The 21,186-nt window shown below is 68.6% G+C and carries 21 protein-coding genes; 8 read left to right on the top strand and 13 right to left on the bottom strand.

Translation table 11 applies throughout. The annotated features are described in order from the left end of the window. Positions 1-25 precede the first annotated feature (25 nt). The 7 genes from ACZ5M6_RS07845 to ACZ5M6_RS07815 form a co-directional block, all read right to left on the bottom strand. Positions 26-625, bottom strand: coding sequence for a cation efflux transmembrane domain-containing protein (locus ACZ5M6_RS07845; protein ID WP_054765668.1), 600 nt, complete (start codon positions 623-625; stop codon positions 26-28). Continuing rightward, positions 625-3,846, bottom strand: a complete 3,222-nt coding sequence (locus ACZ5M6_RS07840; RefSeq protein WP_201462386.1) for an efflux RND transporter permease subunit — start codon at positions 3,844-3,846, stop codon at positions 625-627. Before ACZ5M6_RS07840 ends, ACZ5M6_RS07845 begins: the two co-directional genes overlap by 1 nt. An 8-nt stretch (positions 3,847-3,854) precedes the next feature. Beyond that, entirely contained in the window at positions 3,855-5,042 is a 1,188-nt protein-coding gene (locus tag ACZ5M6_RS07835; protein WP_066624849.1) for an efflux RND transporter periplasmic adaptor subunit, read from the bottom strand. Next, positions 5,042-6,298 (bottom strand): TolC family protein, encoded by a 1,257-nt coding sequence (locus ACZ5M6_RS07830; RefSeq protein ID WP_248119721.1) that lies wholly within the window; start codon positions 6,296-6,298, stop codon positions 5,042-5,044. Before ACZ5M6_RS07830 ends, ACZ5M6_RS07835 begins: the two co-directional genes overlap by 1 nt. A gap of 53 nt (positions 6,299-6,351) precedes the next feature. Further along, positions 6,352-6,681: a hypothetical protein gene (locus ACZ5M6_RS07825; protein ID WP_066624846.1), complete on the bottom strand. Its 330-nt coding sequence runs from the start codon at positions 6,679-6,681 to the stop codon at positions 6,352-6,354. A gap of 68 nt (positions 6,682-6,749) precedes the next feature. Beyond that, positions 6,750-7,400, bottom strand: a complete 651-nt coding sequence (locus ACZ5M6_RS07820; RefSeq protein ID WP_054765663.1) for a class I SAM-dependent methyltransferase — start codon at positions 7,398-7,400, stop codon at positions 6,750-6,752. After that, positions 7,397-8,047 (bottom strand): cation efflux transmembrane domain-containing protein, encoded by a 651-nt coding sequence (locus ACZ5M6_RS07815; RefSeq protein WP_054765662.1) that lies wholly within the window; start codon positions 8,045-8,047, stop codon positions 7,397-7,399. The genes ACZ5M6_RS07820 and ACZ5M6_RS07815 overlap by 4 nt, the downstream gene beginning before the upstream one ends. A 157-nt stretch (positions 8,048-8,204) precedes the next feature. On the opposite strand from ACZ5M6_RS07815, the gene lspA reads away from it, so the two are divergent. The 7 genes from lspA to ACZ5M6_RS07780 all read left to right on the top strand — a co-directional run bounded on the left by lspA (position 8,205) and on the right by ACZ5M6_RS07780 (position 16,086). Further along, positions 8,205-8,729 (top strand): signal peptidase II, encoded by a 525-nt coding sequence (gene lspA / locus ACZ5M6_RS07810; protein WP_082382684.1) that lies wholly within the window; start codon positions 8,205-8,207, stop codon positions 8,727-8,729. After that, positions 8,726-9,268, top strand: a complete 543-nt coding sequence (locus tag ACZ5M6_RS07805; RefSeq protein ID WP_054765661.1) for an MAPEG family protein — start codon at positions 8,726-8,728, stop codon at positions 9,266-9,268. Before lspA ends, ACZ5M6_RS07805 begins: the two co-directional genes overlap by 4 nt. Positions 9,269-9,322: 54 nt before the next feature. Continuing rightward, positions 9,323-9,757 (top strand): MerR family transcriptional regulator, encoded by a 435-nt coding sequence (locus tag ACZ5M6_RS07800; protein ID WP_054765660.1) that lies wholly within the window; start codon positions 9,323-9,325, stop codon positions 9,755-9,757. A gap of 163 nt (positions 9,758-9,920) precedes the next feature. After that, entirely contained in the window at positions 9,921-11,180 is a 1,260-nt protein-coding gene (locus ACZ5M6_RS07795) for a cytochrome P450 (protein WP_201462384.1), read from the top strand. A 72-nt stretch (positions 11,181-11,252) separates the two neighbouring features. Continuing rightward, the gene (lpdA, locus tag ACZ5M6_RS07790) at positions 11,253-12,653 is read left to right on the top strand and encodes a dihydrolipoyl dehydrogenase (protein ID WP_197273300.1); all 1,401 of its coding nucleotides are present in this window, start codon (positions 11,253-11,255) and stop codon (positions 12,651-12,653) included. A 163-nt stretch (positions 12,654-12,816) separates the two neighbouring features. Continuing rightward, positions 12,817-14,748 (top strand): cytochrome c/FTR1 family iron permease, encoded by a 1,932-nt coding sequence (locus tag ACZ5M6_RS07785; RefSeq protein WP_003169303.1) that lies wholly within the window; start codon positions 12,817-12,819, stop codon positions 14,746-14,748. A 228-nt stretch (positions 14,749-14,976) separates the two neighbouring features. Continuing rightward, a complete protein-coding gene (locus tag ACZ5M6_RS07780; protein WP_128115441.1) occupies positions 14,977-16,086 on the top strand; it encodes a Fic family protein in 1,110 nt (369 codons plus the stop codon). A 186-nt stretch (positions 16,087-16,272) separates the two neighbouring features. On the opposite strand, the gene arsH is transcribed toward ACZ5M6_RS07780, so the two are convergent. The 5 genes from arsH to ACZ5M6_RS07755 are packed head-to-tail and all read right to left on the bottom strand — an operon-like array spanning position 16,273 to position 19,288. Continuing rightward, positions 16,273-17,028, bottom strand: coding sequence for an arsenical resistance protein ArsH (gene arsH, locus ACZ5M6_RS07775; RefSeq protein WP_003169308.1), 756 nt, complete (start codon positions 17,026-17,028; stop codon positions 16,273-16,275). Then, entirely contained in the window at positions 17,025-17,444 is a 420-nt protein-coding gene (locus ACZ5M6_RS07770) for a GNAT family N-acetyltransferase (protein WP_003169309.1), read from the bottom strand. The genes arsH and ACZ5M6_RS07770 overlap by 4 nt, the downstream gene beginning before the upstream one ends. Next, on the bottom strand, positions 17,444-18,523 hold the full coding sequence (gene arsB / locus ACZ5M6_RS07765) for an ACR3 family arsenite efflux transporter (protein ID WP_464160078.1): 1,080 nt from the start codon (positions 18,521-18,523) through the stop codon (positions 17,444-17,446). The genes ACZ5M6_RS07770 and arsB overlap by 1 nt, the downstream gene beginning before the upstream one ends. Beyond that, positions 18,520-18,945, bottom strand: coding sequence for an arsenate reductase (glutaredoxin) (arsC, locus tag ACZ5M6_RS07760; protein ID WP_017505589.1), 426 nt, complete (start codon positions 18,943-18,945; stop codon positions 18,520-18,522). Before arsC ends, arsB begins: the two co-directional genes overlap by 4 nt. A gap of 7 nt (positions 18,946-18,952) precedes the next feature. Then, positions 18,953-19,288, bottom strand: a complete 336-nt coding sequence (locus ACZ5M6_RS07755; protein ID WP_017505590.1) for an ArsR/SmtB family transcription factor — start codon at positions 19,286-19,288, stop codon at positions 18,953-18,955. 135 nt (positions 19,289-19,423) lie between these two features. Between ACZ5M6_RS07755 and ACZ5M6_RS07750 the strand changes: the two genes are divergently transcribed. Next, positions 19,424-19,717 (top strand): helix-turn-helix transcriptional regulator, encoded by a 294-nt coding sequence (locus ACZ5M6_RS07750; RefSeq protein WP_464160077.1) that lies wholly within the window; start codon positions 19,424-19,426, stop codon positions 19,715-19,717. Here ACZ5M6_RS07750 and ACZ5M6_RS07745 read toward each other — a convergent pair. Continuing rightward, the gene (locus tag ACZ5M6_RS07745) at positions 19,671-20,924 is read right to left on the bottom strand and encodes a tyrosine-type recombinase/integrase (RefSeq protein WP_055808164.1); all 1,254 of its coding nucleotides are present in this window, start codon (positions 20,922-20,924) and stop codon (positions 19,671-19,673) included. The two genes, ACZ5M6_RS07750 and ACZ5M6_RS07745, sit on opposite strands and share 47 nt — an antisense overlap. Between the last annotated feature and the right edge of the window lie 262 nt (positions 20,925-21,186).

Genomic DNA, 21,186 nt, shown 5'->3' with positions numbered 1-21,186 from the left:
TCATGGGCGTAGCCGCCGTCGTCACTCAGGCTTCTTCCCCCGCTCTCGTTTCGGCCCGGGAGTCGCGGAGGATGTCGACGCCGCCCTTCACGGCGATGCCGGCCACGATTAGGCCCACGACCAGATCCGGCCAGGACTGATCCAGCCACAGGACCAGGCCACCCGCGATCAGGATGCCGCCGTTGGAGGCGAAATCGTTGAAGCTGAAGGTCTCGGCGGCCTTCATGTTCACATCCTCGCTGCGTTGGCGCCGGATCAGTTCCAGGCACACCAGGTTCACGATGGCGGCGACCACCGCCATGCCCATCATCGTCCAGCCTATGGGCTCCGTCCCCATCAGCGTTCGTCTCAGCACGTCCAGCAGGACGCCCGCAGCGAAGATCAGCAGCAGGATTCCGGAGGCCCGGGCGGCGCGGGTCTTCCAGATCAGGGCGCGGCCCACCGCCAGAAAGCTGATGAGGTAGACGGCGGAGTCAGACGCATTGTCCAGGGCATTGGCCAGCAGAGCGCTGGAATCGGCGAGCAAGCCGCCGATCCCGAGCCCTACAAACAGGGCGGCGTTGAGGATCAACACCACCAGCAGGGTGCGGCGCTGGACGCCTTCCGTCTCGTCTCGTTCGCTCATCAATCCTCGATCCCTTCCGCCTTGCGATGCTTCACCGCCTTGGCGGCGAAGGTGGGCAACACCAGCAGTGTCAACGCAGTCGCCGTCAAAAGGCCCCCGATGACCACTGTGGCCAATGGTTTCTGGACCTCGGCCCCGGCCCCGTGGGCGATGGCCATGGGAATAAAGCCCACGATGGCCACCAGGGCGGTGGTCAGAACCGCCCGCAGGCGGCTGGACGCCCCTTCGATCGCGGCCTCACGCGGCGCCAGGCCCGCCGTCAGCCGCTCGCGGATGGCCTGCATCAGCACCAGGCCATTCAGGGTCGCCACCCCCGAGACGGCGATGAAGCCGACCGCCGCCGAGACGGAGAAGGGCATGCCGCGCAAGAGCAGCGCCAGGGCCCCGCCGACCAAGGCGAGCGGGACGCAGGCGAACACCAGACCGGCTTCAGCGAATGAGCCGAGGGCCATGAAAAGCAGGACCCCGATGAGGATGAATACGATCGGAACCACGAGGCCCAGACGCTGTTCGGCGCGCTTGAGATTCTCGAACTGACCGCCCCAATCGAGCCGGACGCCCGGCGGAAGATCGATCCGCTCCACCCGCGTCTGCGCATCCGTGACGAAACCGCCGAGATCCCGGCCGCGGACGTTGGCCTGCACCACCATGCGCCGACTGCCGTTGTCGCGGCTGATCTGGTTGGGCCCCTCGGCGGTCTGGATGCGCGCCACCGAGGACAGGGGCACCACCACGCCGGTCGAGGAGACGATCGGCAGGGCGGCCAGGCTGGTTGGATCGTTGCGGGTCGCCTCGGGCAGACGGACGACAACGTCGAAGCGCCGATCCCCTTCGAAGATGCGTCCAGCCTCTGTTCCGCCGATGGCGGTGGAGACCGCCTCCGAGACGTCCGCCGCCGACAGGCCGTAGTTGGCCGCCGCGAAGCGGTCGACGCTGACCGTCAGCGTCGGCAACCCCGACGCCTGTTCCACTCGAACGTCGGCGGAACCCGGTGTTTCCTCCAATGCGCGAGCCACCTGCTCGCCGACCCTCTGCAGGGTGTCGAAGTCGTCGCCGTAGACCAGCACCGCCAAATCGGTCCGGACGCCGGAGATCAGTTCGTTGAAGCGCAGTTCGATCGGCTGGCTGAACTCGAAATTATTGCCGATCTGCTGACTAACCGCCTCCTCAATGCGCTCGATGAGCGCCTCCTTTTCGAGGCCCGGATCTGGCCAGTCGCCTCGGTCCTTGAGGATGATCACGCTGTCGGAGATGTTACGCGGCATGGGATCGACGGCGGCCTCCGCCGTGCCGGTGCGCGAGAACACCGTCTCCACCTCGGGCTGGGCCTTGACGACCCGCTCGAGGGCCATCTGCATAGCCAAGGACTGGTCCAGCGAAGCGGACGGCACCCGCAGGGCCTGCATGGCGATATCGCCCTCATCGAGGGTGGGAATGAACTCCCGGCCGAGGGTGGCGAAGGCCAGACTGCCGACGACCAAGGCGCCCAGGGCCGAGGCGAGCACGACACGGGGCTTGTCTACGGCGGCGCTGATCGCGGGTTGGATCCAGCGGCGGGCGAAGCGCAGGACGCGGGTTTCGTGCTCCTGCACGCGGTCGTTGGCGTCGAGGTGGGCGCTTTTCGGGTCGCGTACCAGCAGCGCAGTCATGGCCGGGACGAAGGTGAAGGAGAAGATGAAGGCGCCGACCAGGGCGAGCATGACGGTCGCCCCCATGGGAATGAAGGTCTTACCCTCCACGCCCTCGAGCATCAGCAGGGGGGTGAAGACCAGCAGAATGATCAGCTGGCCGAAGGCGGCCGGCTTCACCATCTGCCGGGCCGCGGCCATGGCGACGTCCAGTCGTTCGTGACGGCTGAGCATGCGGCCCAATTCCGCGCGCCGCCGGGTCATCATCAGCAGGGTATTCTCCACCACCACCACCGCCCCGTCGACCATCAGGCCGAAGTCGAGGGCGCCGAGGCTCATCAGGTTTCCGCTGATGCCGAAGCGGTTCATGCCGATGACGGCGAACAGGAAGCTGATCGGGATCATCAGGGCGGTGATGCTCGCCGCCCGCAGGTTCCCCAGCAGCAGGAACAGCACGACGATGACGAGCAGGGCGCCTTCGGTCAGATTGCGCGCCACCGTGCCGATGGTGGAGTTCACCAGGGCGCTTCGGTCGAGCACGGTCACCGCCTCGATCCCGGGGGGCAGGGTCTCGCGCACCTCCTCGAGGCGCTCTCCGGCGGCCTGGGCCACGGTGCGGCTGTTGCCGCCGGCGATCATCAAGGCCGTGCCGAGCACCGACTCGTGGCCATCGCGGCTCGCGCCGCCCAGCCGCGGAGCTTGCCCGACCTCGACCGACGCCACATCGGCGACGCGCACCACCAGGCCGCCCCGGTTGACGACCGGGGCCTGGGCAAGATCCTCGACGGTGGAGGCCAGGGCGTCGGTCCGGACGGTCAGCGCCTCGCCGCCGCGCTGGACGTAGCCGGCTCCGGCCTGGGTGTTGGCCCGCTCCAGGGCCGTGACGAGGTCGCCCAGCCCCAGCCCATACGCTGACAGGCGGGCGGCGTCGGGGCGGACGGCGTATTCCTTCACATAGCCGCCGATGGTGTCGACGCCGGCGAGCCCGGGCGTCGTCCGCATCTGCGGCGCGACGATCCAGTCCTGAACAGTGCGCAGGTAGGTGGCGCGCGCCTCGGGCGTGGTCAACCGCTCCCCCTCGGGGGTCAGGTAGACGCCGCCTGGCTGCCAGCCGGGTTGTCCCGGCCGGGCGAGGTTGCGGCTGTTGAACGGCAGATAGTCCACGGTCCACATCAGGACCTCGCCGAGGCCGGTGGTGATCGGCGCCAATGCCGGCTCCACGCCCTCGGGCATGCTTTCGCGCGCCTGGGCGAGGCGTTCGGCCACCTGCTGGCGCGCGAAATAGATGTCCGTCTGGTCGGTGAAGATGACCGTGATCTGGCTGAAGCCGTTGCGGCTCAACGAGCGAGTGCTGGTCAGTCCGGGAATGCCGGCCATGGCCGTCTCGAGCGGATAGGTGACCTGCCGCTCGATCTGTTCCGGCGCGAGCGCCGGGGCGACGGTGGTGATCTGGACCTGCCGGTTGGTGATGTCCGGAACGGCGTCGATCGGCAGCTTGGTCAGTTCGAACAGACCGAGCGCGGCGACCAGCGCGGTCGCCAACACAACGAACCAGCGGAAGCGCACCGAGGCTTCAATGATGGATTTGAACATGCCGCGCCTCAGTCGTCATCGCCGGCCTCGCCCTTGGCGAGTTCGGCTTTCAAGAGAAAGGCGTTGGCGGCGGCGATGCGTTCACCCTCGTCGAGGCCGCGCAGGATCTCCGTGCGCCCTCCCGCCTGACGACCGGCCAGCACCGGGACGGCCCGGAAGCCGCCCTGGACCTGAACGAACACGACCGTCGCGCCTTCGATGGTCTGCACGGCTTCGCTGGGGACCGTCAGGCCGCCGGGGACGGCATCGCCCGTAACGATGGCGCCGGTGACGGCGGATCCCGTCGGCGGCAGCGACACGCCCGACGGCCGGGCGCGAATGATCGTCGCGCCGCTCTCGGCGCCGGCGCCGGGCGCCACGCCGGTGACGACGGCTTCGAATTCCCCGTTGGGCCCGGTCGCCCTCAGGCGCGATCCGGCGCGGACCTGGGCGGCCAGAGCCGGCGGCGCGTTGAAGACCAGTTCAATCCGCGCGGGGTTGGTGACCTCGGCGACGACGCCGCCCTGGGGGACAAAGCCTCCGGGGCCGACCTGCACCGAGGTGACGACGCCCGAAATCGGGCTGGTCACGCTCAGCCGTCCCGAAGCGTTTGGCGATCCGGCCGCCGAAGCCCTGGCGCGGGCGGCGCGCGCCGACGCCTCGGCGCTGAGCGACTGGGCTCGGGAGGTCTCCACCTCCTGCCGGGCCACCACGCCCTGGTCGGCCAGGTTGCGATCGCGGTGATAGGCCTGGCGCGCGGCTTCGGCCTGCGCCACCGCCGCGTCGGCGTCGGCGCGGAAGGTCGCGGCGTCGCCGCTGACCAATGTGGCGAGGGCCTGACCGGCGCGCACGGACTGCCCCGGCGCGACGAGCACGCGCTCGACCCGGCCGCCGACCGAGGCGGCCACGGCGGCGCGCGCATCGACCATGGGCTCGACGCGTCCCGCCAGCCGGGTCTCTGACCCGCCGCCGGCGCCGACGGCGACCACGGCGATGCCGGCGGCGCGGATCTGTTCGGCCGTGAGCGCCACGACGCCTTCGGGGGCCTCGGCGCCCTCGCCTTCCGCGTGCCCCTCCTCTTCCGCGTGACCGGCCTCGCCCTCGGCGGCCGGCCGCGCGTCGCGATTGAGAGCCAGGAACAGCCCGCCGCCTCCGAGCAGGACGACGGCGGCGACGCCGCCAATGAGCAGCGTTCTGTTGGATTGCGGCTTGCGCATTATTGGCCCCCTCCGAAGGGTGCGCGCGCTTGCAGGCGCGCGAGATCGATTTCGGCGCGGACGCGCGCCAGGCGGGCGTCGACGGCGGCGTTGCGGGCGGTGATGAGGGCGGCGCGGGTTCCGCGCAGCTCCAGTTGCGAGATGCGGCCGGCCTCGAAGCCGATCCGGGACAGGCGATAGGCTTCCTCGGATGAGGTCACGCCGGCGTCGGCGGCCGCGACGCGGCTCACCGAGGCGTTCAGCCGGGCGACCGCGGCCTGACCGTCGGCCTCGGCCTCCTGGCGCGCGCCGGCCAGGCGGGCGTCCGCGGCGCGGAACTCGGCCTGGGCCGCGTCGATATTGCCGCGGTTCCGGTCGAACAGGGGCAGCGGCATGCTGATGCCGAAGGTCAGCGCTGTCGCATCCTCGGCTTCGTAACGCCGAACGCCGACGCTGGCGCTGACGTCGGGCCGCGCGCGCACTCGCTCGACGGCGATCCGCCGTTCGGCCGCTTCGCGTTCGGCCTCGGCGACGCGAACGGCCGGCGCCCCGGGAGCGGCTTCGATGGCCGTCCGGGTCGGCGCGTCGTCCAGCAGGCTGTCGACGATCGAGGTGACCGGCGCGGGCAGCATCGCGACAGCCGTCAGGCGGGCGAACGCCGCGTCCCGCTCGGCCTGCGCCTCGTCACGGGTCGCGCGGGCCGCCGCCGCCTCGCTCTCGGCCTGGATGCCGCGCAGCATGGGCTCGCGTCCCTCCTCCACGAGCACCAGGGCGGCGCGGGCGTCCGCGATGGTCAGGCTGAGCGCCTCCTCGGCCAGGGCGAAGCGCCGCTCGGCGGCTTCCGCTTCGGCGTAGGCGAGTGCGAGCCGTCCGGCGGCGTCGACGACCGCCTGATCGCGACGCAGCGAAGCCGTTCCGGCCTCCGCCCGCGCCACCTCGACCCGGGCGCCGCGCCGGCCCCACAGTTCGAGGTCCTGGGTGAGCGAGAGCGTGGTCTCGGCGTTGTCGTAGCCGGAAAAGGGACCGCTGCCGAAGGCGTTCTCCGCCTCGAGGGCGGCGGTCGGGTTGGGCCGCACGCGCGCCTGGCGCACCCGGGCCTCGGCCGCTTCGAGCAAGGCGTCGGCCTCGGCCGCGGAGGGGCTGGCCCCTATGCGCTCAAGCAGGGTCCGGAAGGATGGCGCGGGATCGGCCCAGGCCGGGCCGGTCAAGGCGGTCGTCAGGGCGACCACAGCGCAGCCGACCGCGAAAGGCGGCAAGCGGCGAATAGGGGATGGCATGTCTCATGTCCCGGAAGGTTGACGTGAAGGGCGCGCGCGAACGCGAGGTCACGTCAGGTTCTGGGCGGGCGCATGGGACCGGCGGGCATCCGGGAGGCCGGCGCCTGATCGAGCGATGGCGCCAAGGGCGCGCGATCGAGGGCCATCGACCTCATGTCGTCAATCGCCGGCGGCGCGGTAATGCCGCAATGGTGGCAATGGCCGTGGGCGCAGGCGACCTGACCTGCTGCGTCCTTGCGTTCGCCGTGACCTGTATCGGACACAGCGACGACGTCCGACGCGGCCAGGCCTTGCAAGCTTCCGGTCTCGGGTGCGCAGGCGAAGGCGTCGGCTGCGGAAACCAGGACGAACAGGGCCAGGAACGACGCGAGCAGCGCCGCCATCCACCCATGCCTAGTCGAGGGAAACCCCATGCCGTCCCATAACACGGTGCGCCGCGACATCAATCGCCTCATCGTCGCACCGCCCGATACAGAGAGATGGATCCGGTGGCGGTCGGGATGACATCGAGCACTTGAACCTGTGTGAAGCCGGCCTCGGCCATCAGCGTAGGCAGAACGCCGTCGGCGTTCGGTTGGGTGTTTTCGTAGCCGTCCAGAGACTGCACCAGGCGGAAGAGCACGCGCATCGCACCCGACTGGCGGCCGTAGTCCGCGACATGCAGCGTTCCGCCCGGCTTGAGCGCCCGCAGGCTCGCGGCGAGGCCCGCTCGCTTCTCGGCCATGGGCAGCTGATGGAAGACCAAGCTGGAGACCACCTTGTCGGCGGCGTCCTCGCCCAGGAGCGCCGCCACATCGCGCGAAAACCCCTGGATGAAACGGACGGCCTGACCTGCAGCGGCCGTCTTCGTCTCGGCCCGCCTGAGGATGTCGCCGTCGGGATCGAGGCCGAAGATGCGCGCGTCCGGCGCCCGGTTCGCCATGGCGATCGCGAATGAGCCGGTTCCACATCCAAGATCGATGATCGTCTCGCCAGGGGACGGAGCCACCTGTTCGAGAAGGCGGCTCCGCCACAGCGGTTCCCGGGTCAAAAGCGCGATGGCCGGATCATACAGCCCGCTCAGGGCTGTATGGCCGAGCGCGGGGGTGAAGTTCGCGGTCACGCGGCGGCCTTCAGTTCTTCGCGGGACTGACGAATGATCGACCAGCCGGATTGCAGGAAGACCACCGCCAGGATCGCGCCGGCGATCAGGTCGGGCCAGCGAGAGGCGGTCAACCAGACGGCCACGCCCGTGGCCGCGACCACCAGGCTCTGGATCAGGTCGTTGCGCGTGCACAGCCAGACCGAACGGACATTGGCGTCGCCTTCGCGATGGCGGACCAGCAGCAGCGCGGCCAGGGCGTTGGCGAAAAAGCCCAGGGCGCCCAGGCCGGTGATGACGACGCCTTCCGGGGGCGCCCCCGAGGTCGCCCGCCAGATCGCGTAGCCAAGGATGAACAGCGCCAGCGCCGCGAGGCTGGCGCCCTTGATGATGGCGGCCCCGGATCTCACGGCGACCGAGCGCCCGATCACGGCCAGGCTGATGCCGTAGGTGGCGGCGTCGGCCAGGAAGTCGAGGGCGTTGGCACCCAGCGAGGCCGAGCCCTGCAGGGCCGCGCCGCCGGCGATGGCCAGGAAGGCGGCGCCGTTGATAGCGATCACCGCCATCAGGATGCGGCGATAGGCCGGCGTGGCGCCGTCGAACTTGACGGCCGCGCCGCAGCCGCAGCCGGCGGCCGCCGGTTCGGGGGACGAGAGGGAGTCAGTCATCGAAGTCCGCCTTTCACCACGAGAATGCATCCTCCAGTCGCTCGAGGATCAAGAACAAAAATGGATGCCTCGCCCAAAAAGACGCGGTTTGGCGGAACCGACTTGATCCTCTAGTAGCTAGAGGACGCACAATCGGACGAAATCCACAGGAGGCCTCATGATCACGATGCACCCGTCGCGACGCGGTCCCAGCCGCATGCGGGCGATCGCCTTCTCGTTCTTCATGCTGATCGCCGCTCTGGATCAGGCCGCCAAGGCCGCGGCTCGCGCCCGACTCGAGAGCCCGGTGGACCTCACGCCGTTCCTCGCGCTGCGTTTGGGATTCAATCCCGGCGTCACCTTTGGCCTGTTCGCAGACTCGGGCGCGGTGGGACGATGGGCCCTGAGCGCCGTGGCATTCCTGATCATCGGCGTCCTGCTGACCTGGATCTGGCGTACGCGAAGCGCCGTCACGGCGGTCGCGGCGAGCCTCATCGCCGGTGGAGCGCTCGGGAACCTGCTCGATCGTCTGCGCTCCGGCGCGGTGACGGATTTCATCGATCTTCATTGGGGCGACGCGCACTGGCCGACCTTCAACCTCGCCGATGCGGCCATTGTTTGCGGCGTGGCGCTGCTCCTCCTGACCGTCCGGGGCTCGGACGGCCGCCCGGCGACGTCGACCCTGGGACGGGCGGCGCGATGACCTTTTCCGCCGAACAGAAGGCGATCGCCGTCCGTTCGGGGTTGGCGATTCTCATCACCGCTGCGGCGGTGGCGTCAGCTTGGCTATGGCTTTCGCCACGTCTCCTGGGCGCCGCGCCGGACATGGCGACAGCTGATCGGCTGGCCTACGCCCTGAAGGCGGACCTCCTCGTTTTCCTGTGGCTCGCCGGTTGTTTGAGGGCCGTGGCGAGCATCCGGTTCCGGTCCGACGCCGACCGGCCGGGTTCCGCCTATGCGGCGCCCAGCTCGAGGCTCGCCGTGCCTGCCGCCGTGCTTCAGAACACCCTGGAGCAGACGGTCCTGGCGGTGGGCGCCCACCTGGTGCTCGCCACCGTGCTGCGCGGCGAGGAGATGGTCGTGCTGCCGGTGCTGGTCGCCCTCTATCTGATCGGCCGCGTGTTGTTCGCCCACGGTTATGCCCGGGGCGCGGCGGCCAGGGCCTTCGGCATGGCCCTTACCGGCGCTTCCACGATCGCCGCCTTCGGCGCCGCCATCGTCCTCATGGGGCTGGGCCGATGATCCTTTTCCGTCCTGCGCCTGCCGCCCTTCAGCCCGCTGCTGCGAGATGATGCGATGACCCTGCCCTCCCCGGCCTCGTCCGGCCTGCGCCCTATCGGCAAGCTCGCCGCGGCCACCGGCGTCAAGGTCCCGACCATCCGCTTCTACGAGGAGATCGGCCTGCTTCCCGCCGCCCCGCGCACCGCCAGCGACCGGCGGATGTATGACGACGCGGCGGAACGCCGCCTGTCGTTCATTCGGCATGCACGGCAATTGGGCTTCGATCTGGACTCGATCCGCTCCCTGCTGGATCTGTCCGATCACCCTGATCGGCCCTGCGCCGAAGCCAGCATCCTCGCCGAACGTCATCTGGCGGAGGTGACGCATAAGATCGCCCGACTCCGGGCCCTGCAACGCGAGCTTTCGCGGATGACGGCGGAATGTGCCGGCGGACGCGTGTCCGCCTGCAAGGTGATCGAAGCCCTGCACGATCCCTCGGCGCCGGTTTGAAGACGAACCCGACCCGGGTTTGCACCGCTCCTCGGCCTCGCCGTGCAGGTCGGCGCTGAAGGTCAGAACGGGCCCGGGATGATGCAGGAGCCATTGGGTCACCGCGACGTTTTGAGTAATCCCGCGGCCCTCGTCGCGCTCCCTTCGTCCATGGAGGACTTCGATGGCGCATCGATCGACACAGCGACACGCCGATCAGACGTTCGCCCTTTTGACGGACCCGTACAGGCGCATCTCCCGCCTGTTCGAGCAGGCCGGCGCGGACGCAATCGAGACCCGTCTGGCGCTGAAGGAGACGGCCTGTCTGAGAGGGCGTGAAGCGGCCCAGGTCTTCTACGACGAGACCCGCATCTCGCGCGCGGGCGCCATGCCGGCGCCTGTCCGACGCACACTGCTCGGCGAAGGCGGCGTCCAGGGCCTGGATGGCGAAGCGCACCGCGCCCGCAAACGCGTGTTCATCGCTCTTATGTCGCCGGAACGGATCGCGCGGCTGGGCGACCTGTTCGAGGCGGAATGGCGACGCGCGGCCGTTGAATGGGCTGGCCAGGAAGAGATCGTGCTGTACGACGCCCTGCAGCCGGTGCTCACCCGCGCCGTCTGCCGCTGGGCGGGGGTGCCGCTGAATCCCGACGACGAAGCGAAACGGGTCAGTCACCTCAGGGCGCTGTTTGACGCGGCAGGATCGCGGGGGCCTCGCCACCTGTGGTCGAGGTACGCGCGGCGACGCGTCGACGCCTGGCTGGCCTCGATCATCGAGGGCATTCGCGCCGGACGACTGGCGCCGGATCCAGACACCGCCGCCTACGCCTGGGCCTGGGCGAGCGCGGATGATGGCGAACCGTTGGCGGCCCGGACGGCGGCGGTCGAACTGGCCAATGTGCTGAGGCCGACCGTGGCGACCTCGGTCTATATCGTGTTTGTGGCGCACGCGATGCAGGCGCACCCCGCGGCGGCCCGTCTGGCCACCGCGGACGCCGGCCGCCGCCGCGCCTTCGTTCAGGAGGTGCGACGCCTTTATCCGTTTTTCCCGGCGGTGATCGGGCGTGTGCGCGCGCCGTTTCGCTGGCGCAACCTTGACTTCCCGGTGGGTCGGCAGGTGATCCTCGATCTCTATGGCTCCAATCACGATCCTGCCGTCTGGACCGATCCCGACGAATTCCGGCCAGAGCGTTTCATCGACGGCTCCGGGGACGCGTTCGGCCTGATTCCCCAAGGCGGCGGGAACGCCCTGACCGGTCACCGTTGTCCCGGCGAAAGCATCGTCGTCGAATTGATGGAGCGGGCCCTCGGCATGCTCGCCGGCCTGAACTACCGGCTGCCGGCTCAGGATCTGGAGATCGACTTCCGCCGCCTTCCGGCCCTCCCCAGGAGCGGGTTCCGAATGATGACGCGTCGGACTTCCCCGCGTAAGGGCGGCGCCTGATGTTTGCTCATGCGGGTGGCCGGCGCCTTCGTCCCTCTTTCACTTACAGCGAAGGCTGACGCGATGGCTTCGATGACATCCTATGACCTGGTGATAATCGGCGGCGGGCCGGGCGGGTACCCCTGCGCCATCCGGGCGAGCCAGCTCGGCATGTCGGTGGCGGTTATCGACGACCGGGAACTCCTCGGTGGAACCTGCCTGAACATCGGGTGCATTCCGTCAAAGGCGCTGCTGCAGGCCACAGAGCGGCTGGAGATGGCCCGCAATCTCGAGGCTTTCGGCGTCCTGGTCGACAATGTGCGGGCCGACCTTGCAGGCGTCATGCGGCACAAGGCCAGGGTCGTGACGGAGCTTGGTGAAGGGGTCGCCTACCTCCTGCGCAAGAACAAGGTCACCCGCCTGCAGGGCCGCGGCCGGCTGCTGTCGCGCGACCGTGTGGAAGTGAGCGCCCCGGACGGCAGCTTCGAGGTGCAGGTCCGCAAGGCGATCGTGCTCGCCAGCGGATCGAAAGCGGCGACGTTGCCGGACCTGCCCATCGACGAGCAGCGGATCGTCACCTCGGCGGGCGCCCTCAGCCTGACGGCGGCGCCGCGCCATCTGGCGGTGATCGGCGGCGGCTATGTCGGACTGGAGCTGGGCTCCGTCTGGCGCCGTCTCGGCAGCGAGGTCACCGTCGTCGAGGTGCTCGACCGGATCGCGTCCGGCGTTGATTCAGAGATGTCGACGGCGCTGCACAAGGTGCTCGAGGCCCAGGGCTTCCAATTCTGCCTGGCGCACAAGGTGGTCGGATCGCGAATGGAGGCGGACGACGTCGTCCTTGAGGTCGAGCCCATGGGAGACGGCGCGCGAGGAACCATCAAGGCCGATGTCGTGCTCGTGTCCATTGGCCGACGTCCCGCCACCGACGGACTCGATCTGGAGACGGTCGGCATCAAGCCGGACCCAAGGGGCTATATTCCGGTCGACGACGGCTTTCGAACCAGCGCCGAAGGGGTCTACGCCATCGGCGATGTCATCGGCGGCGCCATGCTGGCCCACAAGGCGGAGGAAGAAGGGATCGCCCTTGCCGAGCGCCTTGCCGGCGCCGCGGGCCATGTCGACTACGGAACAATCCCGGCCGTCGTCTACACCTGGCCGGAACTGGCCTCAGTCGGGCGCACCGAGGACGACCTCAAGGCGGCCGGCGTGGCCTATCGCGTCGGGCGCTTTCCGTTCTCGGCAAACGCCATGGCCAAGGCGCGGTTGGAGAAGAACGGGCTGGTCAAGGTGTTGGCGGACGCCGGCACGGACAGGATTCTCGGCGTGCACATCCTGGGGCCGGACGCGGGCAGCCTGATCCATGAAGCGGTCGCCGTCATGCAATTCGGCGCGGCGGCCGAAGACGTGGCGCGGACGAGCCATGCGCATCCGACGCTTCCGGAAGCCTTGCGCGAGGCATGCCTGGCTGTGGCCGACCGCACGATCCACCTGTAACGACCGCCCGTCGCGTGGCTGCCCGGGCTGGCCGCGCGGCGCCGAGGCGTCCCGGCGGGCGTAGAGGACCCGTAGCCGCCTACGAGCCCGGCCGCGTCGCGAATAAAGCGCGACAGCGTCGCCGCCTGAATGCTAATGCGAGCCGTTCACATCTGGATTGACCATGCGTCCTCTGCTCCGTCTGCTTGCCCTGCTGTTCGCCCTGGGGCTGGCCGCGCCCGCCCTGGCCCAGACGCCGTCCGCCTCCGAGGCCCAGGTCGCCTGGCGGCTGCTCGACTATGTAGCGGTCGACTACGCCGGCGCGGTGGCCGACGGTCAGGTGACCAATCCGGCCGAATACGGGGAGATGATCGAGTTCGGCGGCCAGATCCGGACCCGCCTGGACGCCCTGCCGCCGAATCCGGCCAAGGCCGGTCTGGTCCGCGACGCCGAGGCCCTGCAGGCGGCCATCAGGGACAAGGCGGATCCGCGCGTCGTTGGCGACCGGGCCAAGGCGCTCGCCGGCGCGGTGCTGACGGCCTATCCGAGCCCGCTGGCGCCTTCGTTCCCGCCTGATCTGGCCCGCGGCGCGACGCTCTATGCCGAGCAATGCTCGGTCTGCCATGGCGTGACCGGACGCGCCGACGGCCCGGGCGCCGAGGGGCTTGATCCGCCCGCGATCGCCTTCGCGGATGTGGAGCGCGCCCGTCAGCGCAGCGTGTTCGGCCTCTACCAGGTCATCGATCAGGGGCTGGAGGGCACGGCGATGGCCAGCTTCGCCCATCTGCCGGCCGAGGACCGCTGGGCCCTGGCCTTCTACGTGGGCCGGTTCGCCTTCACCGACGCCGAAGCCGCCGAAGGTCGACGCCTCTGGGAGAGCGACCCGGCGATCCGCGCCGTCTTCCCGGACCTGGCCGCCCTCACCCAGGCGACGCCGGCCGAGCTGGCGACAAGGATCGGCGAGACGAAGGCACGGGCGGTCACGGCCTACCTGCGCCGCCACCCGGAGGCGACGGTCCGCGCCGAGGGATCGACCCTGTCCCTGGCCCGGACGCGACTGGCCGAAAGCGAGGCCGCCTATCGCCGGGGCGATCGCAGGGCCGCGACCGACCTGGCCCTGTCGGCCTATCTCGACGGCGTCGAACCGATGGAGCCGGCGCTGGGCGCCCGCGACGGCGCCTTGCTGCGGCGGGTCGAGACGGCCATGACCGACCTGCGCGTCTCGATCAGCAGGGGCGCGCCGGCCCAGGAGGTCGCGGACCGGGTCGCCCGCGCGAACGCCCTGCTGGACACGGCCGAACGCGCACTCGCGCCCCAGGAGGCGGACAATCTCGCCAGCTTCCTCGGCGCCTTCACCATCCTGCTGCGCGAAGGTCTGGAAGCCATCCTCATCGTGGTGGCGATGATCGCCTTCCTCAGGAAGGCCGAACGTCCCGAGGTGCTGCGCTACGTCCACGGCGGCTGGGTGGCCGCGCTGGTCGCCGGCGGCGCCACCTGGGCGGCCGCGACCTTCTTCATCTCCATCAGCGGCGCCAGCCGGGAGCTGACCGAAGGGTTCGGCTCGCTTCTGGCGGCCGTCGTGCTCGTCTCGGTCGGCATCTGGATGCACGGCAAGTCGCACGCCGACGCCTGGCAGACCTATATCCGCGACAAGCTCTCTCACGCCCTGTCGAAACGGTCGGCCTGGTTCCTGTTCCTGCTGGCCTTCGTGGTGGTCTACCGCGAGGTGTTCGAGACCATCCTGTTCTATGCGGCGATCTGGAGCCAGGGCGGCCATCTCGGCATGCTGGCCGGCGCCCTTACGGCGGTGGCGATCCTGGCCGTGGTGGCCTGGGCCTTGCTGGCCTACAGCAAGCGCCTCCCGATCGGCCGGTTCTTCTCCCTGAGCTCGATCCTGATGGCCATCCTGTCGGTCGTCCTCGTCGGCAAGGGGGTGGCGGCGCTGCAGGAGGCGGGCTGGCTCGATGTCCATCCGCTGGCGTGGATCCCCCGCATCGAGATCCTCGGTCTTTATCCGACGGTCGAAGGCGTCGCCGTTCAGCTTCTGACGATCGCTATCCTCGTGGTCGGCTTCTCCCGGCATGCGGCGCCGAAAGGCGCGCGCCCAGCCTCTTGAGCGGGCGTCTGAGGCCCTCAACTGCGACCCGTTGGCAGGGTTTCGGAGCTGCTTGGGCGCCGATAGCCGCGCAGTCCGCGGATACCCAAGGTGCGGGGCCGCAGCCGATAGCGTGCGGAGACCACCCTTGGTGCGGAGATTAGGCGCCCTATTCTCCGCACTTCGCGCGGAGAATAACCTTGCTCTTTCGGCGAATGGCGCCCATATTCTCCGCAAGGAGTGCGGGGAATGGCGCAATACATCCATGAGATCGAAGGCTGGCCGCGTCTGGACTGGCGCGCTGACGCGCTTGCCGATCGCCTCGCAGCCGTCCGTCATCGCCAGGGCCTTCTGCTTGGCCGGATGCACACGCTCGGCTTCGACCTCCGCGCTGAAGCCGTCCTCGAGACCCTTACCGAAGATGTCCTGAAATCCAGCGAAATCGAAGGCGAGCTGCTCGACAAGGATCAGGTGCGATCCTCCATCGCCCGCCGCCTCGGCATGGATATCGGGGCCCTCGCCGCCGCGGATCGCAACGTCGAAGGCGTCGTCGAAATGATGCTCGACGCGACCCAGAACTTTGCGTCTCCGCTCACCGAGGAACGGCTGTTCGCCTGGCACGCCGCCCTGTTTCCGACCGGGCGCAGCGGCATGACGAGGATCGTCGTCGGCGCCTGGCGCAACGAGAGCTCCGGCCCGATGCAGGTCGTCTCGGGCCCCTTCGGACGAGAGCGCGTGCACTATGAAGCGCCCCTTGCCGACCGTCTGCAGGACGAGATGCGGGCGTTCCTCGACTGGTTCAATGACGAGCCGCGGACGGATCCGGTCCTCAAGGCCGCGATCGCCCACCTGTGGTTCGTGACCATCCACCCGTTCGACGACGGGAACGGCCGGATCGCGCGGGCGATCGCCGACATGGCGCTCGCCCGCTCCGAGAAAAGCGCTCAACGCTTCTACAGCATGTCCGCCCAGATCAGGCTGGAGCGCAAGGACTACTACGCCACCCTGGAGGCGACCCAGAAAGGCGCGCTGGACGTGTCCCTCTGGCTGGACTGGTTCCTCGGCTGCCTCGATCGCGCGTTCGATGGCGCGGAAACCACCCTGACGCATGTCATGCGCAAGGCGCGCTTCTGGGAGGCGCTAGCAGGTCAGACGTTGAGCGAGCGCCAGAGCACGGTCATCAACCGGCTGCTCGACGGCTTCGAAGGCAAGCTCACCTCGACCAAATGGGCGGCGCTGACGAGGTCCTCGCCCGACACGGCCCTGCGCGACATCAACGATCTGGTGGGGCGGGGCATCCTCGTGAAGGATGAAGGCGGCGGGCGCAGCACAAGCTATTCGCTGGTCGATCGAGGATAGGCGGGACCGCACGACGCCGGCACGGCACTTCGCCAGGTCGGTCGCTCAAGACCCGAGCCTCAACAGGGAGGATCGCAATTCGCCACATCTGGCGAGTTACCGCCAACAACCCGCCTAATTCGCCAGAAGTGGCGAATTACCACCTTTGCCAGGCGCGCGACGCCGCAAGGCGCCGCCGACGCGGCCTCACGCCTGACGCGCGATGGCGATGGCGGAGAGATCCGCTGCGGCCTCGACCGGACTGCCGGCCGCCTTGCGCTCGGAGTAGCGGTCCACGAGCTGGGTGGCGTGCGGTCGAGTGAGGACAGTGAAGCGCACCAGCTCCTCCATCACATCGACGATGCGCTCATAGTAGGCCGAAGGCTTCATCCGGCCGGCCTCGTCGAACTCCTGAAAGGCCTTGGCCACGCTCGACTGGTTGGGAATGGTGATCATCCGCATCCAGCGGCCCAGAAGGCGCAGGGTGTTGACGGCGTTGAAGCTCTGGGAACCGCCCGACACCTGCATCACCGCGAGCGTGCGGCCCTGGGTCGGGCGCATGCCGCCCAAACTCAATGGCAGGTGATCGATCTGCAGCTTCATCAGTCCGGAGACCTGGCCGTGCCGTTCCGGACTGCACCAGACCATGCCCTCCGACCACAGGGCGTGCTCGCGCAGCTCGCGCACCGCCGGATGGTCGTCGTCGCCGGGCGAGCCCGGCAGAGGCAGGTCGGAGGGGTCGAAGATGCGGGTCTCGCATCCCATGCGCTGCAGCAAGCGGGCCGCTTCCTCGACGCAGAGCCGCGAATAGGAGCGCTCGCGCAGCGACCCGTACAGGAGAAGGATGCGTGGCGGGTGGTCGTGCGGACCCAGGCCGGCGGCCGGGTTGCTCGACAGATAGGCCGCGTCCAGGGCCGGCAGATGATCGGGATCCGGCAGCGGCCGCAGGCGGGCGAAGATCATCCGAGATCCTTGGTCAGATAGGCGGCCGAGGCCGGGCAGATGTCTGCGAACTCGCGGGTTCGCCGGATCGCGGCGGGCGCGGCCGCCCGATCTGCGGCGGCGAAGCCGCGCCGGGCGAAGAAGGGCTCGGCCGTCGTGGTGAGCAGGTGGAGCCGTTCTCCGCCCAGCTCGCTCGCCGCGGCCTCGGCGGCGCTCAGGATCCGGCTCCCGAGCCCCCGCGAATTCAGGCCAGCGAGTACGACCAGGGAGCGCAGCAGCAGGTCCCGCCCCTCTCCTTCCAGGCCGACGTAGCCGGCCAGGGCGCTGTCGTCGTCGGCTCGGAAGTAGCGGCCGGCCCCGGGCTCCGGCAGGCCCTCGCCCTGCAGGGCCGCGATCAGGCCGGCGTCATCCGCGTCCAGGAGATGCAGCACGACCATCAGGCGGCGTCCGCCGGCGGGGCCGTGTCCGGAAACCACCGCCGGCCCATCCAGAGGGCGACCGACACCAGCAGGATCAGCACCGGCACCTCCACCAGCGGGCCGATGACAGCGGCGAAGGCGACCGGCGAGGCCAGGCCGAACGCCGCGATGGCGACCGCGATGGCCAGCTCGAAATTGTTGGAGGCCGCCGTGAAGGCCAGGGCGGTCGTGCGCGGGTAGTCGGCCTCGATCAACTTGCCCATGAGGAAGCTGACCACGAACATGACGAGGAAGTAGATGGTCAGGGGAATGGCGATGCGCAGGGCGTCCAGCGGCAGGGCCACCACCTCGCCGCCCTTCAGGCTGAACATGACCACGATGGTGAACAGCAGGGCGATCAGGGTGATCGGTCCGATGCGCGGCAGGAAGCGCCGCTCGTACCAGTCGGCCCCGCGGCGGGCGATCAGGCTGCGCCGGGTCAGGAAGCCGGCCAGGAAGGGAAGACCGAGGTAGACGAGAACGGCGCCGGCGATGGTCCAGACGCTGACGTCCACCACACTGCCCCGCAGGCCGAACAGCGGCGGCAGAACGGTGAGGAAGAGCCAAGCATAGAGGCTGAAGAACAGGATCTGGAAGATCGAGTTGAAGGCCACGAGACCGGCCACATACTGGTTGTCGCCTCGGGCCAACTGGTTCCAGACCAGCACCATGGCGATACAGCGCGCCAAGCCGATCAGGATCACGCCGGTCATATATTCCGGCTGATCGCGCAGGAAGATCGCCGCTAGAGCGAACATCAGCACCGGACCCAGAATCCAGTTCTGGACCAGCGACAGCGCGAGGACCCGCTTGTCGGCGAACACGCGCGGCAAGGCCTCATAGCGGACCTTGGCCAGCGGCGGGTACATCATCAGGATCAGGCCGATGGCGATCGGGATGTTGGTGGTACCGACCGAGAGGCTGTCGACCCAGGCGGGCAGGCCCGGCACCATGGTTCCGAGCAGAACGCCGACGGCCATGGCGGCGAAAATCCACACCGTCAGCCAGCGATCAAGGAACGACAGGCGGCGTGGCGACCTGGCGGGCGCTTCGGTCATCGTCCCACCCGCCGGCCGTCGGCGTCGATGACGACCTCTCCGTCTTCCTTGGTGAAGGGCTTCAGGTTCTCGACCGGCAGCAGGTCCAGCACGGCCTCCGACGGGCGGCAGAGACGAACCCCCAGGGGACCGACGACGATCGGACGGTTGAGCAGGATCGGATGGGCCTCGATCGCATCGAGCAGTTGCTCATCCGTCCGGTCGGGGTTCTCGAGACCCAGCTCGGCGAAGGGCGTGCCCTTCTCCCGCAGCAGGTCACGCAGCGGCGCGCCGGTCCGCCCGGCCAGCCAAGCGACCATGGCGCGCGACGGCGGCGTCTTCAGATACTCGATTACGTGAGGCTCGATCCCGACGTGCCGGATCAGCTCCAAGGCGTTGCGAGACGTCCCGCACGCGGGGTTGTGATAGATTACGATGTCCATGGCGTCCTCACGAGCAACAGGGCGCGAGGTCTGCCAACAGCGGCTCGCACAGGTCCGCCCTGCCCCCACAGCAGTCCTTGAGCAGGAACAGGACCAGGTCGCGAAGCCGGTCCAGGTCGGCCCGATAGATGATCGACCGGCTGCGACGTTCCGACTGGATCAGCCCCGCCCGGCTTAGGACGGCCAGATGGGACGAAAGCGTGTTGGCCGGGATGGCGAGGTGATTGGAGATGTCACCGGCCGGCAGGCCCTCCGGTTCGTGACGGACCAGGAGACGAAACGCCTCCAACCGGGTCGACTGCGCCAGGGCAGCGAGAGCGAGAATCGAGGCTTCGGCTTCCATAGTTCCGCATTAGTCGAAATACGGAAGTATTCAAGCCGCTGATGCCAGGGGATGCGCAAGCCTACGGTGGAGAGGATACGGCTAGGCCTGTCGCAATCTTTCGGGTTCGATTCTCCCAGCAAAGCGGAGATTTCGATGGCCCAGGCCAGCCCACCCCTACGCCGCACGATCAAGAAACCTGAACTGCACCAGATGGTGCCGCTCGCCGACAGCACCATCTGGGAGATGGAGCGCCGGGGCGAGTTTCCGAAGCGGTTCCTTCTGACGCCCCGCTGCGTGGTCTGGGACCTGGCCGAGGTCGACGCGTGGCTCGAGCGGCGCCGCAACCAGCCGATCCGCCGCGCCCCGCCGCCCGATGTCCGCCGACGCGTCAGCCGACCCGTCAGAACTTTGGATCGAAGCGAGGTCCCTCTCCCTCCGGCACACTGAGCACCGGCGTGAACGTCCGCCCGGCCTCCCAGGCCTCGACCGCGTCCGACCACTGCTGCGCCATATGCCGTCGCTGCATCTCGAACTCCGCCTTGTTGTAGACCCCGCGCGACGACCGCTCCTCGTGAGCCAAGCCCTTTTCGATCCAGTCCGAGTTGAACCCCATCTCGTGCAACAGGGTCGAAGCCGTCCGTCGCAGGTCGTGCACGGTGAACGGCTCCAAAGGCAGTCCCCGCTTCTTCGCCAGCGCGGCGATGGCGGAGGTCACGCGATTGAAGGTCGCCCGCGACATCGGCGCGTCCGCGTCGTAGCGCGACGGCAGGATGTATTTGGAGTTCCCCGCGCAGGTCTTCAGGGCGATCAGGATGTCGAGCATCTGGGTCGACAGATAGACGTTGTGGGGCCGGGAGCGCTTCATCCGCGCCGCCGGGATCGACCAGACGGCGTTCTCGAAATCCACTTCTGGCCAGACGCCATCCTGCAGTTCGCTCTTTCGCACCATGCTGAGCAGGATGAACTTCAGCCCGAGCCGGATGGTCGGCAGGGTCGCCACCTCTCCGAGAAGCCCCAGCATGATGCGGATCTCGCTCGGCGACAGGCTGCGGTCTCGCGGCCGGAAGGTCGCGATCGACGCCGGCCCGACGCCGTCGGCCGGATTGTCGATCTTCTCGCCGTGCAGAATCGCCCAGGCGTAGATCTGTTTGACGATGTCGCGCACATGGATCGCCGTCGCCGGCGCGCCGCGGTCCACGATGGTCTTGCAGTGCGCCCGGATGTCGTCGGGAGTGATCTCGCTAAGCAGGCGGTTTCGCCACTGCGGCAGCACCTCGCGATTGAAGATCGACCGGCGCATGTTCCGTGTGCTGTCCGCCATCGGTGCGGTGTCCATCCAACGCTGGGCGACATGCTCGAAGCTGCGCGCCTCTTTCAGACGACGCTTGGCGCGCTGCTTCTCCAGGGCGGGCGACACGCCGTCCGCGATGGTCCGCTTGATCTCGAACAGACGTTCCCGCGCCTGCGAGAGGCTCAGACCGCCCCGTCCGTAGCGCCCCAGGGTGAGCGTCTCTCGCCGACCGTTGAAGCGATAGTCGTAGCGGAACGAGATCGCTCCCCCGGGCGAGATGTAGGCGTACAAGCCGTCCCTGTCGGTACTCTTGTAAGGCTTTGATTTAGGCTTCAAATTCTTCAGAGCGGCATCGGTAAGCACGGTAAAACCTCCTCGCACCGGACAGGCCCGGAAATCGGCGGTTCGAGGTCGATATTTTCTCGCCTTTTCAGCGTCTTGCTTGAAAAGAATACCGTCAACGGCTCGCCGTGGCCCAGACGGTATGAGCCGGAATCCATGGGAGCAACGGAGCGCGATACCGTCAGACAGGTCGGCATCACGAAAAAAAGACCCTCCGAAAGGCTCCGAAGGGTCTCGACAGAATTCACTTTCGCGTCAGCAACTTACAGCCCATTTCGGAAGC

It is taken from the genome of Brevundimonas sp. Br13, assembly GCF_055391505.1.
The sequence above is the reverse complement of the archived record's forward strand: the minus strand, read 5'-3'. Positions and strand labels throughout refer to the sequence as shown.

Excerpts from the sequence above, each read along its gene's own strand:
- ACZ5M6_RS07845 (WP_054765668.1), bottom strand. The coding sequence starts at position 625 with ATGAGCGAACGAGACGAGACGGAAGGCGTCCAGCGCCGCACCCTGCTG.
- ACZ5M6_RS07840 (WP_201462386.1), bottom strand. The coding sequence starts at position 3,846 with ATGTTCAAATCCATCATTGAAGCCTCGGTGCGCTTCCGCTGGTTCGTT.
- ACZ5M6_RS07835 (WP_066624849.1), bottom strand. The coding sequence starts at position 5,042 with ATGCGCAAGCCGCAATCCAACAGAACGCTGCTCATTGGCGGCGTCGCC.
- ACZ5M6_RS07830 (WP_248119721.1), bottom strand. The coding sequence starts at position 6,298 with ATGCCATCCCCTATTCGCCGCTTGCCGCCTTTCGCGGTCGGCTGCGCT.
- ACZ5M6_RS07825 (WP_066624846.1), bottom strand. The coding sequence starts at position 6,681 with ATGGCGGCGCTGCTCGCGTCGTTCCTGGCCCTGTTCGTCCTGGTTTCC.
- ACZ5M6_RS07815 (WP_054765662.1), bottom strand. The coding sequence starts at position 8,047 with ATGACTGACTCCCTCTCGTCCCCCGAACCGGCGGCCGCCGGCTGCGGC.
- lspA (WP_082382684.1), top strand. The coding sequence starts at position 8,205 with ATGATCACGATGCACCCGTCGCGACGCGGTCCCAGCCGCATGCGGGCG.
- ACZ5M6_RS07805 (WP_054765661.1), top strand. The coding sequence starts at position 8,726 with ATGACCTTTTCCGCCGAACAGAAGGCGATCGCCGTCCGTTCGGGGTTG.
- ACZ5M6_RS07800 (WP_054765660.1), top strand. The coding sequence starts at position 9,323 with ATGACCCTGCCCTCCCCGGCCTCGTCCGGCCTGCGCCCTATCGGCAAG.
- ACZ5M6_RS07795 (WP_201462384.1), top strand. The coding sequence starts at position 9,921 with ATGGCGCATCGATCGACACAGCGACACGCCGATCAGACGTTCGCCCTT.
- lpdA (WP_197273300.1), top strand. The coding sequence starts at position 11,253 with ATGACATCCTATGACCTGGTGATAATCGGCGGCGGGCCGGGCGGGTAC.
- ACZ5M6_RS07785 (WP_003169303.1), top strand. The coding sequence starts at position 12,817 with ATGCGTCCTCTGCTCCGTCTGCTTGCCCTGCTGTTCGCCCTGGGGCTG.
- ACZ5M6_RS07780 (WP_128115441.1), top strand. The coding sequence starts at position 14,977 with ATGGCGCAATACATCCATGAGATCGAAGGCTGGCCGCGTCTGGACTGG.
- arsH (WP_003169308.1), bottom strand. The coding sequence starts at position 17,028 with ATGATCTTCGCCCGCCTGCGGCCGCTGCCGGATCCCGATCATCTGCCG.
- ACZ5M6_RS07770 (WP_003169309.1), bottom strand. The coding sequence starts at position 17,444 with ATGGTCGTGCTGCATCTCCTGGACGCGGATGACGCCGGCCTGATCGCG.
- arsB (WP_464160078.1), bottom strand. The coding sequence starts at position 18,523 with ATGACCGAAGCGCCCGCCAGGTCGCCACGCCGCCTGTCGTTCCTTGAT.
- arsC (WP_017505589.1), bottom strand. The coding sequence starts at position 18,945 with ATGGACATCGTAATCTATCACAACCCCGCGTGCGGGACGTCTCGCAAC.
- ACZ5M6_RS07755 (WP_017505590.1), bottom strand. The coding sequence starts at position 19,288 with ATGGAAGCCGAAGCCTCGATTCTCGCTCTCGCTGCCCTGGCGCAGTCG.
- ACZ5M6_RS07750 (WP_464160077.1), top strand. The coding sequence starts at position 19,424 with ATGGCCCAGGCCAGCCCACCCCTACGCCGCACGATCAAGAAACCTGAA.